This is a genomic window from Flavobacterium psychroterrae, from assembly GCF_018380615.1.
Lineage (GTDB): Bacteria > Bacteroidota > Bacteroidia > Flavobacteriales > Flavobacteriaceae > Flavobacterium > Flavobacterium psychroterrae.
The window spans coordinates 432,315-447,653 of sequence record NZ_JAGYVZ010000001.1 but is presented as its reverse complement, the minus strand read 5'-3'; the positions used below and the strand labels follow the sequence as shown (position 1 = coordinate 447,653).

General features: G+C 34.5%; 8 protein-coding genes. 6 read left to right on the top strand and 2 right to left on the bottom strand.

The window, feature by feature from the left end; all coding sequences use genetic code 11:
• The first annotated feature begins 245 nt into the window (after positions 1-245).
• From KHA90_RS01530 to KHA90_RS01515, 4 genes are all read left to right on the top strand, one after another.
• Positions 246-1,595, top strand: a complete 1,350-nt coding sequence (locus KHA90_RS01530; RefSeq protein WP_213294154.1) for a glycoside hydrolase family 28 protein — start codon at positions 246-248, stop codon at positions 1,593-1,595.
• Between the two features lie 772 nt (positions 1,596-2,367).
• On the top strand, positions 2,368-3,111 hold the full coding sequence (locus KHA90_RS01525) for a rhamnogalacturonan acetylesterase (protein ID WP_213294152.1): 744 nt from the start codon (positions 2,368-2,370) through the stop codon (positions 3,109-3,111).
• Positions 3,112-4,758: 1,647 nt separating this feature from the next.
• The gene (locus KHA90_RS01520) at positions 4,759-5,310 is read left to right on the top strand and encodes a hypothetical protein (RefSeq protein WP_213294150.1); all 552 of its coding nucleotides are present in this window, start codon (positions 4,759-4,761) and stop codon (positions 5,308-5,310) included.
• Positions 5,311-5,312: 2 nt separating this feature from the next.
• Positions 5,313-5,708: a hypothetical protein gene (locus KHA90_RS01515; protein WP_213294148.1), complete on the top strand. Its 396-nt coding sequence runs from the start codon at positions 5,313-5,315 to the stop codon at positions 5,706-5,708.
• 93 nt (positions 5,709-5,801) lie between these two features.
• Here KHA90_RS01515 and KHA90_RS01510 read toward each other — a convergent pair whose 3' ends face one another.
• Both KHA90_RS01510 and KHA90_RS01505 read right to left on the bottom strand, forming a co-directional pair.
• The gene (locus tag KHA90_RS01510; protein WP_213294146.1) at positions 5,802-6,926 is read right to left on the bottom strand and encodes a glycoside hydrolase family 88/105 protein; all 1,125 of its coding nucleotides are present in this window, start codon (positions 6,924-6,926) and stop codon (positions 5,802-5,804) included.
• Between the two features lie 23 nt (positions 6,927-6,949).
• On the bottom strand, positions 6,950-9,745 hold the full coding sequence (locus KHA90_RS01505) for a glycosyl hydrolase (protein ID WP_213294144.1): 2,796 nt from the start codon (positions 9,743-9,745) through the stop codon (positions 6,950-6,952).
• A gap of 605 nt (positions 9,746-10,350) precedes the next feature.
• On the opposite strand from KHA90_RS01505, the gene KHA90_RS01500 reads away from it, so the two are divergent.
• Both KHA90_RS01500 and KHA90_RS01495 read left to right on the top strand, forming a co-directional pair.
• Positions 10,351-13,494 carry a SusC/RagA family TonB-linked outer membrane protein gene (locus KHA90_RS01500; RefSeq protein ID WP_213294142.1) on the top strand — a complete coding sequence of 1,048 codons (3,144 nt, stop codon included), beginning with the start codon at positions 10,351-10,353 and terminating at the stop codon, positions 13,492-13,494.
• A gap of 6 nt (positions 13,495-13,500) precedes the next feature.
• Positions 13,501-15,027, top strand: coding sequence for a RagB/SusD family nutrient uptake outer membrane protein (locus KHA90_RS01495; protein WP_213294139.1), 1,527 nt, complete (start codon positions 13,501-13,503; stop codon positions 15,025-15,027).
• Positions 15,028-15,339: the final 312 nt, after the last annotated feature.

The following is a 15,339-nucleotide window of genomic DNA, read 5'->3' as shown; positions in this document are numbered from 1 at the left end:
AAAATAAAAACCAGTGACAACCAGTTGAGCCCGTTAAAACCCGTGGGCTAAATCTCTCGCAGATTAAACAGATTAAACAGATTTTTAAAGTATAAAATAAACCAGCGGCAACCAGTTTAATCCGTTAAACCCGTGGGCTAAAATCTCTCACAGATTAAACAGATTTTTAAATTATAAAATAAGCCAGTGACAACCAGTCTAACCCGTTAAAACCAGTGGGCAAAAAAACATTAAAAACATAAATTATGAATTTTAAGTATTTCATTTTTCTATTAATTTCATGGACTTCTTTTGCTCAGAACAATGAATTCCCATCAGCAAAAGTAGATTCAATCGTTAATAGAATTCAGCTTCCTGTATTTCCATCATATCAGATAAATGTATTGAAATTAGGCGCAAAAGGAGATTCAATTACCAACAATAAGGTTGCATTTGACAAAGCAATGGCGTTGTGTAAAAAAAATAACGGCGGAACTATAATTGTACCTAAAGGAATTTATAAAATCAATGGCCCAATTCATTTTGTAAGTAACGTCAATCTTAAACTGGAAAAAGGTGCAAAAATTAAATTCAGCGATAAACCCAAAGATTATTTGCCAATGGTTTTGACAAGTTGGGAAGGAACAATGTTGTATAATTACAGTCCGTTAATTTACGCTTATGAATGCTCAAATATTGCCATAACAGGCGAAGGAACAATTGACGGAGAAGGAGGGAAGACCTGGAAAAGCTTTAAAGCCAAAGAAGGACAAGGCAAAGAATTAAGCCGCGACATGAACCACAATAACGTTCCGGTGAAAGACAGGAAATTGGGAGACGGTTATTTTTTACGTCCGCAAATGATTCAGTTTTTTAATTGCAGGAATATTTTAGTCGAAAATATCCGTATAGAAAATTCACCTTTCTGGTGTTTGCATTTATTGAAATCACAAAGTATTACAGTGAGGGGAATAAGTTATAAATCATTAAATTATAACAACGACGGTATCGATCCGGAATATGCAAAAGATGTTTTAATCGAAAATGTAACTTTTAATAACGGAGATGATAACGTGGCAATCAAAGCAGGAAGGGATCATGAAGGAAGAGCAAATTCAGCTACGCCAAGTGAAAATATTGTCATAAGAAATTGTAATTTTAAAGGACTTCACGGTGTTGTAATAGGAAGTGAAATGTCTGCCGGAGTTCAGAATGTGTATGTCGAAAATTGCAAAACGGTGGGTTTTTTAAAACGCGGAATTTATTTAAAGACAAATGCCGACCGTGGTGGTTTTATCAGGAATATTTTTGTCCGAAATATTACCCTCGATGAGGTAGAAGATTGTTTGTACATCACGGCAAATTATCACGGAGAAGGAAAAGGTTTTCAGTCGGATATATCAAATGTTTCCTTTTCAAATATTACTTGTAACAAAGCGACCGCATCAGGAATTGTAATTCAGGGATTTGCAGATAAAAAAGTACGTAATATTTCCCTGTCTAACATAGATATTAAATCGGCTAAAAATGCAATTTCAAGCACAAACGCTGAAAACGTTCTTTTAAACGAAGTTTTTATAGGAGAAAAAGCAACAGTACCAACGGCAGCTAAGTAGGTTTTTTGAGGAAGTGTTAAAGGGTTCAAAGGTTCAAAGGGTCAAAGGTTCAAAGGTTCAAAGGTTCATAGGAACAAAGAATACGGGGAGCATTGAAAACCCGTTTAATCCGTAAATCCGTGTGCCATTGACCACAAAGTTACCACAATCTTTCTCATCCTGAGCGAAGTCGAAGGACACAAAGTAATTCGACAAAGAAAATAACACCAGTGAAAACCCGTTTAAATCCGTAAAATCCGTGTGCCATTGACCACAAATTACCACAATCTTTGTCATTCTGAGCGAAGTCGAAGGACACAAAGTAATTCGACAAAGAAAATAACACCAGTGAAAACCCGTTTAAATCCGTAAAATCCGTGTGCCATTCACCACAAAATTACCACAATCTTTGTCATCCTGAGCGAAGTCGAAGGACACAAAGTAATTCGACAAATAAAATAACACCAGTGAAAACCCATTTAAATCCGTAAAATCCGTGTGCCATTGACCACAAAGTTACCACAATCTTTGTCATCCTGAGCGAAGTCGAAGGACACAAAGTAGTTCGACAAAGAAAATAACACCAGTGAAAACCCGTTTAAATCGTAAATCCGTGTTCCATTGACCACAAAGTTACCACAATTTTTGTCATCCTGAGCGAAGTCGAAGGACACAAAGTAATTCGACAAATAAAATAACACCAGTGAAAACCCTTTTAAATCCGTAAAATCCGTGTGCCATTAACCACAAGGCAACCACAATCTAAAACTCCAAAAATCTAATAATCTACAATATGAAATACTACCTATTAATTATCTGCATAATTTCCGCAACTTGTTTTGCACAAAAAACAACCATTTATACAATAGGCGATTCAACAATGGCAAATAAAAAAGATCCGGATAAAAATCCTGAACACGGTTGGGCTCAGGTTTTACAGCCATTTTTTAAAGATAATTTTGTTGTTGAAAATAAAGCGGTAAATGGTCGAAGCACCAAAAGTTTTATCAATGAAAAACGATGGGATTCTATTTATAAAAAATTAAAAAAAGGCGATTACGTTTTTATTGAATTTGGACATAATGATGAAAAAATAGAAGATTCAGCACGATATACAAATCCACATACAAGTTATAGATACAACCTTATCAAATTTATAAACGAAAGCCGTGAAAAAGGAGCAACTCCAATAATACTAACTTCTATTGCAAGACGCAATTTTAACGAAAAAGGAGTGCTTGTTCCTACACATGGCGATTATCCTTTAGAAACCAGATTAACAGCACAAGAATATAAAGTTCCATTTATTGATTTAGAATATTACACAGAAATATTAGAACAATCATATGGACCAGAAAAATCTAAACAATTGCATTTACATTTTAAAGCCGGAGAAAACCCTTATTATGATAAAGATAAAGCAGATGACACCCATTTATCATTAAAAGGAGCAACTGAAATTGCACAGATTGCTGTAAATCAAATTAAAATATCAGAAGACCCTTCATTGGTGAAACTTAAAAAGGGAATTAAGTGATATCTATTGTTCTAAAGATGTCTTAAACTGTCATTTTAAAACCTTATAGAGGTAATAATTTTTTATAGTGATTGCTATTTTTGTAATAGATATTAAGAGCCTTTTGTTAGTAGGGAATTGTTTTTGTATATTCTTAGTATTCTATTTTAAGTATTTTGATGATTATTTTAAAAAGAGAGAACTTAGGTTTTCTCTTTTTTTTGTTTTTAAAAATGTAAAAGCAAAAACAGTTTTAGAATAAATTATTTTAAAAATTTAAAGACTATTTATATCAATAATAAAGCCGATGCAGAAAACACTGTATCGGCTTTGTTTTTGTTAAGTTATTTTTTGAATTTTTAAATTTTACTTGAGTTGCACTTAAAATTTTAAGTTAAAAAATGTCTTAAAGTGTTATTTAAAAAACTTTTAGGAGACATTTAGGCGGTGATTATAAAATATATTTGACTTGTTGATTTGAAGGAGTTAATTATGTGTTTAGAGAGTATAAAGCTTACTCAAATCAATTTTTTAGAGTTATTATTTTTTGTTGGTTGAGGCGGCGATGTAATTTGTTTTAATTTATAGTAGGATAGAAATTTTAAGCAACATTACGTGAAATTTGGGAACTTTCCCGCTGCCTTACCAACAAATTAAAACTTAAAATTTTAATTATGAAAGAAGATGATAATACGATTTGGCACGGTACAAGATTAATGTTGTATGGTTTGATTATAATTTTACTAATTCTTAATGTGATCCAATTTTTTTCCAAATAATTCCTGAAAATTAAATTTCAAATACTTTATCTATTAATATCCATTTTGACTTAAGAAAAATCTTTGGAGCTTTATTAATCTTAGCAGCAAAGTCTGTTAATTTTACTTAAGTAGAAAAAACACAAAGAATGCAAAGCTAGATCAACACATCCTGAAGCTTCGGGACTGCGAACGTTGTGTTTTTTAATCTTACATATAAAAAATCTTAGCAGACTTTGCAGTTAAATTCTATTAGCCAATACAAAATATTTTATGTTTTCACAGGTTTTTGCGTTGATACCAAAAAGGGTAGCCATAAAAGGATTTGGATATAGAATGTTAGTGCTAATATTTTTACTGCATTTAATTTTTGTAAATAATTATATAGATATACGAGGAAACTTTAGTTTCCTCCTTTTTATTTTAAAAATACTAATCATGTATTATACCCCAATACATGTAAACCTATAGTATCATATCAGTACACCACAGATTAACTTGATTCTGTATTGTGCTAAATAGTCAAATCACTCTATTGTAATTCATGATACTTTAATCATAAATATCAAAATCTTATTCTTTACAGTTATTCCTATCAAAGGATTGTCCTATTCTGTAAGTATAAAAACTTTTGCTGGTAAAATTAGGATTTATTTAGGGAGACCTTTGCAACTTCAAACAGAGATGTTTATGTATTAAAAGTGGTTAGCAGTAACAAACCTCTTAATAATCAAATTAAAAATATTAATCATATCGCGGTATTTCATTGAAAGAGCCATTTTCGAGAATTATGGTTTTTTATCAAAGAAATAAAAGTTGTAAAAATTAATCCTTTGTATTTGAATAATTCAATTTCTGATTTAGAATAATTTAAAAAATAAATAATAATAATCCATAATGATTGAATCTTATGAAGAATAAATTACTCCCATTACTTGTAGTATTAGGTAGCTATTCGGCTTATTCACAAGTAGGTATAGGTACTTTAAATCCTAACGGGTCAGCCCAGTTACAAATTAAGTCTGAGAATAGAGGTCTTTTAATACCAAATGTTAAGTTAGCAGGTCTTACAGATGCTAGTCCTATTATAGGTCTTAAAGACGACTCGAAAGATGAAGCTAAAAGTTTATTAGTTTTTAATACTGAAACTGTACCTGGTATGACTCCCGGGTTTTATTATTGGCTTGACAAGAAATGGCACAGACTAGCTGCTGCGGATGAAATTTCAGGAGGTACAGCTGGTGCAGCAACTGGTACTGGAGTTCCTAAAAAAAGAGGAGAAGTTGATTACCCTGGTGACAATGTCCTTTTATATACAGATACAGTAACAAATACTGTTTACATACAAAATCCTGACGGAACATGGCTTCCAATTAACGGAGCAGCCGGGAACAACGGAAAAGACGGAATGATTGGCGGCGACGGAGCACCTGGAACAGTGATAATAATGGATCATTTTTAAAAATGTTTAAAAGAAATTTCAAAGAGGAATTTGATTTTTTTGAGAGCTCATTTTTATATGAAAATGAAAGTGAATCAAAAGAGTTTGATCGTTCTATATTTGTTATTTATGATAAGTTTGAATTAATGGAGTTTTTAGCATTAGATAAAAAAGGATCGAATGTTTTAATTTGCTTATTTAACAAACAATTATACGATAGTTTATTTTTTTTAGAAGAAGCTAAAAATTTAAATTTATTAGACTGTAATCAAACGAGAATAGAGATGATTAAGGAATTAAAGTTATATTTTAACTGGAAATGCAGTTTTGTCGAAGAAACGCCGCCAGTAAAGTTTCCAATTTCAAAACTATCAACTAAATACAATAGTTTTTATAAAGCTTTATTTTCTATAATGTAATTAATTCAAATCTTATTTTATACAAGAAAGCAGCATACACAAGTAATTGCGTTTGCTGCTTTTGTTTTTAAGGATATTAAGAATAATAAACTCTTATTTTATTTTATAGATCTCTGAACCAGCCAGTAAAAAACAACCTAATCCGTAATCTTCAAAATCAGGAATTTTATCGTAAGATAAAGGCTGACCATCTTTAGGTTCTTTTCCCGTTGATTGCAGGTAACCTAAAAAGCCATTATTATGTAAACTCTCTGTAGTTATGGCATTCCACGCTTTTTGAATAACAGGTAAATACGTTTCTTTTTTCAGGATTCCGCTATTGATTCCGTAGGCTATTCCGTAAATAAATAAAGCAGTTCCGGAAGTTTCCTTTTCGCCAAAATTCGTCGGATCATGCAAACTGACATTCCAGAAACCATCAGTTCTTTGAATAGGAACTAAAGCGGCTGCCATAGCTTTTAAATCTTTTACATATTGTGCTCTGTGAGGCACATTTTGAGGGACAATAGTCAGCACTTTTGCGAGAGCAGCAATTACCCAGCCATTGCCACGGCTCCAGTAACAATTCTCGCCATTTGGTTCTTTATAAGGCGGATCAAAATCAGCATCGCGCCACCACAAACCATCTTTAGGATTAAAAAGGCCATGATCGCCATGATTATTTCTCGAATACATATACATTTGATACATTTTCTCGAAATAGCGGTTGTCTTTTTCTAAAACACCTAATTTGGCAAAAACAGGCATTCCCATTTGTATCGCGTCAATCCAGGACCAGTCGTCCAGTTGCGGCGTATTCAAAAGCATATTGATAGTAGCCTTTGTGTTTTTTAATTTTTTAGGATCCGGTTCTAAATTATACAAATCAATATAGGTTTGGGCAGCACAATAATTATCGGCATTTCTAGTGGTGTTGCCGCTATTGAATCCCCATTTATGAAATTCTGACCATGAATAAGCATATTCATAATAAGCATCTTTAGGGAAAATTTCGTGCAAAGCCATTAATCCTTCATAATAAACGCCACGTGTCCATATATTACTGGGACGTTCCTTATTTGTAATGATAGTTTTACCGGTTTCAGGCCATTTTTGCATGAAATAATCATTAGCAAGAATCATTTGTTTCAGCACCAATTTCCTGTCAAAAGCCTGTTGCGCATTTGCTGAATAATTATATAATAAGCATATAGCCAAAAATAAAAGTATTTTTTTCATTTTTAATATTCGTTGTTTGGTAGTTAGTTTTGTTTTAATGGCGTGAGTGTAACCGGACCTAATAATCCTGAGGGAGTAAGTTTCCATTTTGTGGCATCGAATTTTTTATAATCTTTATCGACCATATTGATTTCGTAAAAAATCTTCCATTCTTCGCCTTTTATTTCTTTGTCTCGAATTCGGTTTGCCGAAAGATTAGTCACCTGAACTTTCAGGATATTCTTTCCTGATTTTAGTTTTCCAATGTTTAATTGATAAGGAACAGACCATGCAGTGCCAATAAACGCATCATTTAGCCATACTTTTGCGCTTTCGCGGACGTCACCCAGATTCAGGCTCCAGTATTCTGTTGTCGCATTTGGTTTCTCAAATTCTAATATATAAGTTGCAGTTCCTGAAAAAGCGGCTGCTTCAGGACTTAATTTTGTCCAGGATTCAAGACTAGAAATTATATCACTTTTAGGCAATTCCGGACCGCCTTTATCAAAAGTAATATTCCATTTTCCTTTTAAAGGAATAGCTTCAGCAAGAGGTTCATAATACTTCCATTTTTTTTGTGAAGCCGAATTTTCTGTTTTTAAAAAGTAAGATTGTCCCGGTTCTATTTTCAGTTTAACTGATGTTGTATTGGCATTTTTAGTCACAATTGCATTGCCGAATTCTCTGGTTAACGGATCAAAAATCACGACTTCCTTATTGCCAATTTGCAACGGAACAAATGCATCAATTGTTTTGGGTGTATGATTCACCAGATAATATATTTTTTCACCGTCAATAGCTCTTCGGGTGAATTTTAAACCTGTAGCAACAAGAGTTTCAGGAAATATTTGAGCATTTTCAAGAGCTTTAAAAATATCAGAAGACGGTTTGACCAAATCTTTATTTTGTGCCAATATCGATTGCAGTTTTTGTTCCTGCTTTTTATAATCCTTATAACCGGGAACAGATTCCGGCAAACCTTCAAAAATAATTGAACCGCCTGCTTTTTGCAATTCGATTAATTTTTGTAAAGTAGCCAGTGGCATTTTTTTACAAGACGGAATAATCAGCGATTTAAAACTGCCGCCCGGTAAAATGATTTTTCCGTTTACGACTTTTGCTTCGGCAATAAAATTATCCGATATAAAATCTACGCCATAACCTTTATTCATTAAACTTTTGGTCGTATCATAAAATGAAGTTCCATATAGCCAGTCTGATAAAGAGTGAATTTTAAACTGTACAAACAAATTCCCTTTTAAGTATTTATCCCACGCGTCATAAACTGGCCAGTAAAGCAGGATTTCATTATCAGATTTGCCTTGTTGCAACAACGACTGGCAGTTAGCGATATAGGAGAAAAGGGCAGGAGCATCTTCCCAAATACTGTTATTGCTATTGAAATTTACAGCCGCATAAAATTGCCATCCCGGCCAGGCAGCTCTTGTAGGCGAATACGTAGAACCATGCAAAAAAACATGATTGACACCGTTTAACATTAAATCCTCCACCTCAGGTTTACATTGTGATAATGCAGTTTTAAAATGTTCCCTCAGCCATGTAAAAGTCTCAGATGAAACCAGATTTTTGCCTGAAATATGTGCCGCAGACGACGAGAATTTCAGCATTACAGGATCAGCATCTCCTTCGCGAATATCTTCTTTCTCACGTCGGAATCCCGGAATATCAAAGGGCATCGAACCAAAAGTTTCACATTCAGGAATATCTGCCGAAGCGTACAAATCAATCAGGTTCCCCGGTGATCCGTGCGCCTGAAGTTTGGTTTTAAAGTTTTTGAAATTTGCCCATTTTGTCCACGATTTATCAAATTTATTCAGTAATAAATCCGCGATTGTTTCCCGGTAATCACTTCGTATTCGGTTTCCAGCTTCATTATCGGTTTCATTCAGTAAAAGCGGTAATTCTTTTTTAAGATCGTAACCTCGTAAAATCTTGAATTCCTCAAAAAAGTCGGGCGTAAAATCAGTTCCGTAAACCTCAAAACTATCATTAAAAACAGCCCGAATTTTTCCTTCACGTCCTTTAAAAGCAGTGTTAAACGGGACGACATAAGCATTTAAAGCTTCTTCAGAATAATGGTCTAATGTATAGCCTTTTCCTCCCGGAGCCGCGCGTTTTACTTGTTGTCCTGTTTTTCCGCTAAATACCGCATAAATCGTATAATCGGTTTTTTGGGCTTTCCAGTTCAGTTTGTTGGGTTCAGCTATATTGGGTAATTTGACATGATTTCCTTCAATTCCTTTATCCTTAGAATTTATCTTATTTTTTTTTAATTGATTTGTTAAATTCACATAAGATCCATCGCTTCCGTACGCTACTACATATAAAAGTTCAGCAGGAGTTTTTTCTTTAGTGCTATCAGGAACAATATTTTTATTGAATGTTTCATTTTTTTTAAGCGGATATTTTTCAACAATTAGTTTTGTAGCAGCATTTTGTAACGTAACATGAGAACCTCCGTAAGGCCAGCCGGTTCCTAAAACCATGTCGACCTGCATGTTTAAACTATCCGCAACATGAATTGTATAATCCAGCATTTCCATCCATTTTGGTGACAAATAATCGATAAAATTATTCTCTTCGCCTTTCACGCCATAAATGGGCGTTATTTCAACACCGCCAATTCCGGCTTTATGAAAATCAATCAGGCTTTTTTTAAGATTGGGTTTATCAACAGCGCTTCCCATCCACCACCAGCGCGTCCAGGGCTGATTGATGTTAGTAGATTTTGGCCATGGCGAAATTGCTTCCTGCGCAAATGAACTAAAAACACAGCAAAAAAATAAGGAAATAAAAAGGATCGATGTGGTTTGTTTCATTATTGTATTCAAAGGTTTAGTTGTTTCTGCTTATTGATTGTAACCGAAAAAAAAAGATCTAACACATAGTCCCGATAGCCATCGGGACAAAGATTCAGTTTTACAAAATATTGCAAAAAACTCATTTCTTTCACATAGCAAACTATGTATAATTAATACCAAGTGAAACGCCTTTTTTAAGCAATACAAAATCTATCCCGATGGCTATCGGGACTATGTGTTAAAAAAAAGCACAAAGTTTTTTTTCAATAAAGTAAAAGTATAAGTAGTGCATCAAAATGCTATCCTGTAGCATCCTGTTTTTTAAAATTATATTCAAAAGCGAAATAGTTAGTAAAAACTTACAGTTGATTATAAATTCATATTTTTTTATATAAATAGATATGAAATGCTAAAAAATATTTTAGTAAAATTTTTAATATCATATTTATTGATTTCTCAATGAATTAGCGATTGTAAATCAGCTAGTTGTGCTGGTCTAGTGTTAATATAAATATAAAAAAAATCATAAACTATTGAAATCTAACAGGATACTACAGGATACTAGCGCAACTACTTCTGGATAAATTTGGATTAACTATTAAACTAACCAAAATTTAACTTTTATGAAAAACAAACTTAATCTTCTGCTGATTATGGCCTTTTTTGCATTTGCACATGCAACAGGTTATGCACAAGAAAAAACGGTTACAGGAACAGTTACTGATCCGGCGAAACTCTCTATACCGGGAGTCAACGTAATTGTTAAAGGAACAAATAGAGGAGCCAGTACAGATTTTGACGGAAAATTTACGATCAAAGCTTCTGAAGGAGAAACATTAGTATTTTCGTTCGTAGGATTTATAAAAAAAGAAATAAAAATAGGTGCCACAAACACCTATAATGTTTCTTTAGATGCTGAAAGTGCCAGCTTAAATGAAGTGGTCGTTATTGGTTACGGAACTCAAAAGAAAAAATTAACCACAGGGGCAATTTCCGGAATCAAAACAGAAAATTTTACCGAAAGACCAATTTCAAGAATCGATCAGGGTTTAATTGGTCAAGTTGCCGGAGTTCGTGTAAAACAAACTACAGGATTACCGGGACAGCCTTTTAGTATCGAAATCAGGGGAGCGGGATCGATAACGGCAGGAAATGAACCGCTTTATGTTGTAGATGGTTTCCCTATTTATACTGAAGGATCAAACAGCAACGGTGCATTTTCAAGCGGAAGCCCGTTAGACAATATGAACCCAAATGATGTTGCTTCGATCGAAGTTTTGAAAGATGCCGCAGCAGCTTCAATTTACGGTTCAAGAGCATCAAACGGAGTAGTTTTGATCACAACCAAAAAAGGTAAAAAAGGAAAACCAAAATTCACTTTTAATACCTACGGCGGAGTCAATAAAGAAGCCAACAGAGTCGATATGTTATCATCACAAGGATGGATCGACAGAGCGAAAACCATGATAGATTCACAATGGGTAGGATCAGGAATTGCAGGAGCATCTGCAAGTCAGAATACTGCGGAAAGAATTGCTGCTTATAATGCAAAAAATCCAACTGCACCGCTTACCACCGCAAACACCAGATATTATACATATTTGTATGATGACAGATGGGATATGCCAGGACATCCGGGATTGGATTATATTGACTGGCAGGATAAAGTTTTCCGTACTGGAGAATTTAATAACTATCAATTATCGGCTTCAGGAGCTACAGATGTGGTGAATTATTACGTGTCTGCTAATTATCAAAAAAACACGGGATACATCATTGGAACTGATTATACTTTGTTTTCGGCACGTGCAAATGTTGATGTGAAATTATCCGAAAGTTTTAAAATGGGAATTAATATTGCGCCTTCTTATTCGATTAAAAATGATCCGGGAGTGGAAGGAAAAGACAATACATTATTCAAAGCCCTTACGGCAACACCGGTTTTTGAAAGCGCATCAAACGCAGCCGGAGAAAAATACACCACAAGATATGCATGGGGAAGCAGCACAACAAACATGTTAAACGCATTAGCAAGAACCGGAAAAAACTCGATGTACAGAACTTTGATTTCGACTTATGCCAGTTATCAGTTTGCTACGGGATTTACCTGGAAAAGTACCTTAAACTTTGATAACTCAGACAATACAAACGAAAGTTATACGCCAAACGATGTTCAGGCAAGTATTAGAGGAGCGTATAATACCTACAGAAGACAAAATTTAGTAAACGAAAATACCTTAAACTGGGATAAATCATTTGGAAATCATAATATCAATGTGCTTTTAGGGCAATCCTTCAGTTCATACGAAATTATGAGATCAACCTTATCTTCGGGTGCACTTTACAACAGTTCAACAGTAGAAACATTGCCAACAGGATCTCTTGGTTCAACCAATGCTGAAAAAAGTACATTACTTTCCTATTTTGCCAGATTACAATACAATTACAAAGAAAAATACATATTCTCAGCAAGTGTGAGACGTGACGGTTCTTCAAAATTTGGATCAGATAAACAATGGGGAGTTTTCCCATCACTTTCATTAGGATGGAGAATTAAACAAGAAGAATTCCTGAAAAATGTCGATTGGCTTACGGAATTAAAACTAAGAGCGAGCGGCGGACTTAACGGAAGCAATAATATTGGCAGTTATGCATCTTACGCAACTCTTGCCACTTACAATTATTCTATTGGCGGAGCAGCAGCAATTGGGCAAGGCGCATCATCAATTGCAAATCCTTCCTTACACTGGGAAGAATCCCGAAGCGTTGATTTAGGTTTGGATTTCGGAATCATCAAAAACAGACTTTCAGGAACATTTGAAGTCTACAGAAAAAACAACAGCGAATTACTTTTAAGAGTTCCCATTGTAGGCGCAACCGGATTTACAAGCTATTTAACGAATGTGGGAGAAGTACAAAATCAGGGTTGGGAATTTGAATTGAGTTCCTTAAATGTGAAAACACCAAGTTTTGAGTGGAGAACATCAGCAAATATAAGTCATAACGAAAATAAAGTTTTGGCATTAGGACCGGATCAGTCAAAAATTGAAATCAGTAATGCGTATGACGGAGGAGTTCCATTTATAAAATTAGAAGTAGGAAAACCAATGTATACCATCTTTGGACTTAAACAAAATGGTGTAGTCAGCCAGGCAGATATTGACACAGGCGGAACAACCATTGGTGGAAATAAACTGGTTTTAGGCGATCCGAGATATATCGATCAAAACGGCGATAAAAAAATTAACTCAGATGATCGTGTTGATTTAGGGAATCCAACTCCAAAATATACTTGGGGAATTACCAACACTTTTAAATACAAAGACATTGATTTGAACATATTAGTTCAGGGACAAAATGGCGGAACGGTTTACGGATTAACCGGAAGAGCAATTGACCGTACCGGAATGGGATCTGTAGAAAATTCTCTAAACGTAGATCCAGCCGTAAGAGGAAATTGGAGAACATCATTTGGCTATCAGGCAAATTCAGACTGGTTGTACAAATCAGATTATGTAAGTGTCAGAAATATTACAATAGGATATAATCTAAGACAAGCGATTAAAGGCTTAAGCCGAATTGACAATATGAGATTGTACGTTACGGGTGAAAACTGGTTCTATTGGAACAAATATAAAGTAGGTTTTAATCCCGAAGCAGTAAATACATCAGCAAGTTCAAACAGCGATTTTTCTGTGCCGGTAGATTATGGAGGAGCACCTCTTGCAAAATCTTTAGTGATAGGACTTAACATTAATTTTAATTAAAATAAAATGAAAAAATATATTTATTTACTCGCAGTATTATTTGCATTTACTTCATGCAATGATGAGTTAGAACAATTGCCTTTGTCACAAGGAACAATTGAAAATTTCTATGCCACTCCGGGAGATTTCGTTCAGGCAAGAAACGCAACTTATTCAGTAGCTTTTCACGGAATGGGAACTTACGGTTATGCAAACAGAGTCTTGAATTTAAGCGAAGTTCGATCAGATAATTTGCTAGCAACAACAGAAGCTTCAAGAGACTGGGAAGGAATTAATAGTTTCTACACCAATATAAGTTCAAATACATTTGTAAAAGAAGCTTATATCAGTAATTATAACGCCATTAATAAAGCCAATCAATTACTGGAAAAAATAGCCGAAAAAGGAGATCAGATTTTTACCAATCCTGCTGATAAAGCAGCAATGACAGCCGAAGCGCGTTTTTTAAGAGCGTTTTGTTATTTTGATTTAGTAAGATGGTTTGGACGAGTGCCGTTAATTGATAAAACAATGACAGCAACAGAAGCTGCGGCAATAAAAAGAACTCCCGTTGTTGATGTTTATAAACTAATTATCTCAGACCTTGAACTGGCAATTCCGGATCTTTTGCCATCCTACGATACCGCAAATTTCGGACGAGTTTCTAAATACGGAGCAAAAGCATTATTAGGACTGGTATACATGACGCGCTCAAGCCCAACTTACGGAATCGACGGCGCAACTCTTGGTTTAAACGAATGGGATAAAGCGTACCAACAATTAAACGATATCAAACTAAGCGGATTATATAAAGTTGGAACAGATTACGACGCTATTTTCAAAGTAGAAGGAAATGCAAACCTTGAAAATGTACTAACAATTCCCTACACGCAAAGTTTACCATTAGCAGTTGGCGGAAACTTCATGGTAGAATTAGGTTACGAACCTTATTTTGCATCCGTAAATTTATCAGCACAAGGAGCCTTAGAAGCAAAACCAATTTCAACTGGATTTTTAAACCTGTTTGCTGCCACAGATAAAAGAAAAATCTTTGGTATTGCCACAAGTTACACCGTTGCAACCGGAACCTATAAAGGAAGTTACACCTTGCCGGTTTTTAAAAAATACATAGATGCCACAAGATACGGAAACGGACGTGAAGACTGGGGAGTAGATTTCATGGTAACACGTTATACTGATGTATTAATGATGATGGCAGAATGTACGCTTCACGGTGGTGGAGGCTCTCAGGCTGAAGTAGATGCAATTGTAAACCAAGTACGAACAAGAGCAGGAGTTCCCGCAAATGCAGCGAACATAAACTTAGATCAGTTGTTTGAAGAACGAAGAAAAGAATTTTTCTCAGAAGGAACAAGATGGTTTGATTTAATCAGATCAGGAAAAGCCGTAACCATCATGAATGCATGGAAAGCAGCAGAAGATACCGGAGGAAAAATCAGAGCAATTGAAAATAATTCATTGTTATATCCAATTCCGCTATCAGAAATTTTAGCCGTTCCCGGACTTTACGATCAAAACCCGGGTTACGATTAATTATTGGTAATTTTATTTTTTGTTTTTTAGAAGAAGCTGTCTTTTCAGACAGCTTTTTTTAGTTTTTAAAATTCAGAATAAACAGGAAAGCACAGGATGCTTTTATGGTTTAACTCTTTTAAATTTAAAGTTTTAGTAAACCGTTTGGTGTAATAATAAAGTTCAATCAACACATAGTCCGGAAGCTTCGGGATAGATTTTAAATTTAAAAAGATGCAAAAAGAAATTTATTTCTTTCACCTAACAAACTATGTATAATTAATACCAAGTGAAACGCCTTTTTTAAGCAGTATAAAATCTATGTCTCTATGT

Coding starts and splice junctions, on each gene's coding strand:
- KHA90_RS01510 (WP_213294146.1), bottom strand. CDS start 6,926: ATGAAAAAAATACTTTTATTTTTGGCTATATGCTTATTATATAATTAT.
- KHA90_RS01495 (WP_213294139.1), top strand. CDS start 13,501: ATGAAAAAATATATTTATTTACTCGCAGTATTATTTGCATTTACTTCA.
- KHA90_RS01530 (WP_213294154.1), top strand. CDS start 246: ATGAATTTTAAGTATTTCATTTTTCTATTAATTTCATGGACTTCTTTT.
- KHA90_RS01520 (WP_213294150.1), top strand. CDS start 4,759: ATGAAGAATAAATTACTCCCATTACTTGTAGTATTAGGTAGCTATTCG.
- KHA90_RS01515 (WP_213294148.1), top strand. CDS start 5,313: ATGTTTAAAAGAAATTTCAAAGAGGAATTTGATTTTTTTGAGAGCTCA.
- KHA90_RS01505 (WP_213294144.1), bottom strand. CDS start 9,745: ATGAAACAAACCACATCGATCCTTTTTATTTCCTTATTTTTTTGCTGT.
- KHA90_RS01525 (WP_213294152.1), top strand. CDS start 2,368: ATGAAATACTACCTATTAATTATCTGCATAATTTCCGCAACTTGTTTT.
- KHA90_RS01500 (WP_213294142.1), top strand. CDS start 10,351: ATGAAAAACAAACTTAATCTTCTGCTGATTATGGCCTTTTTTGCATTT.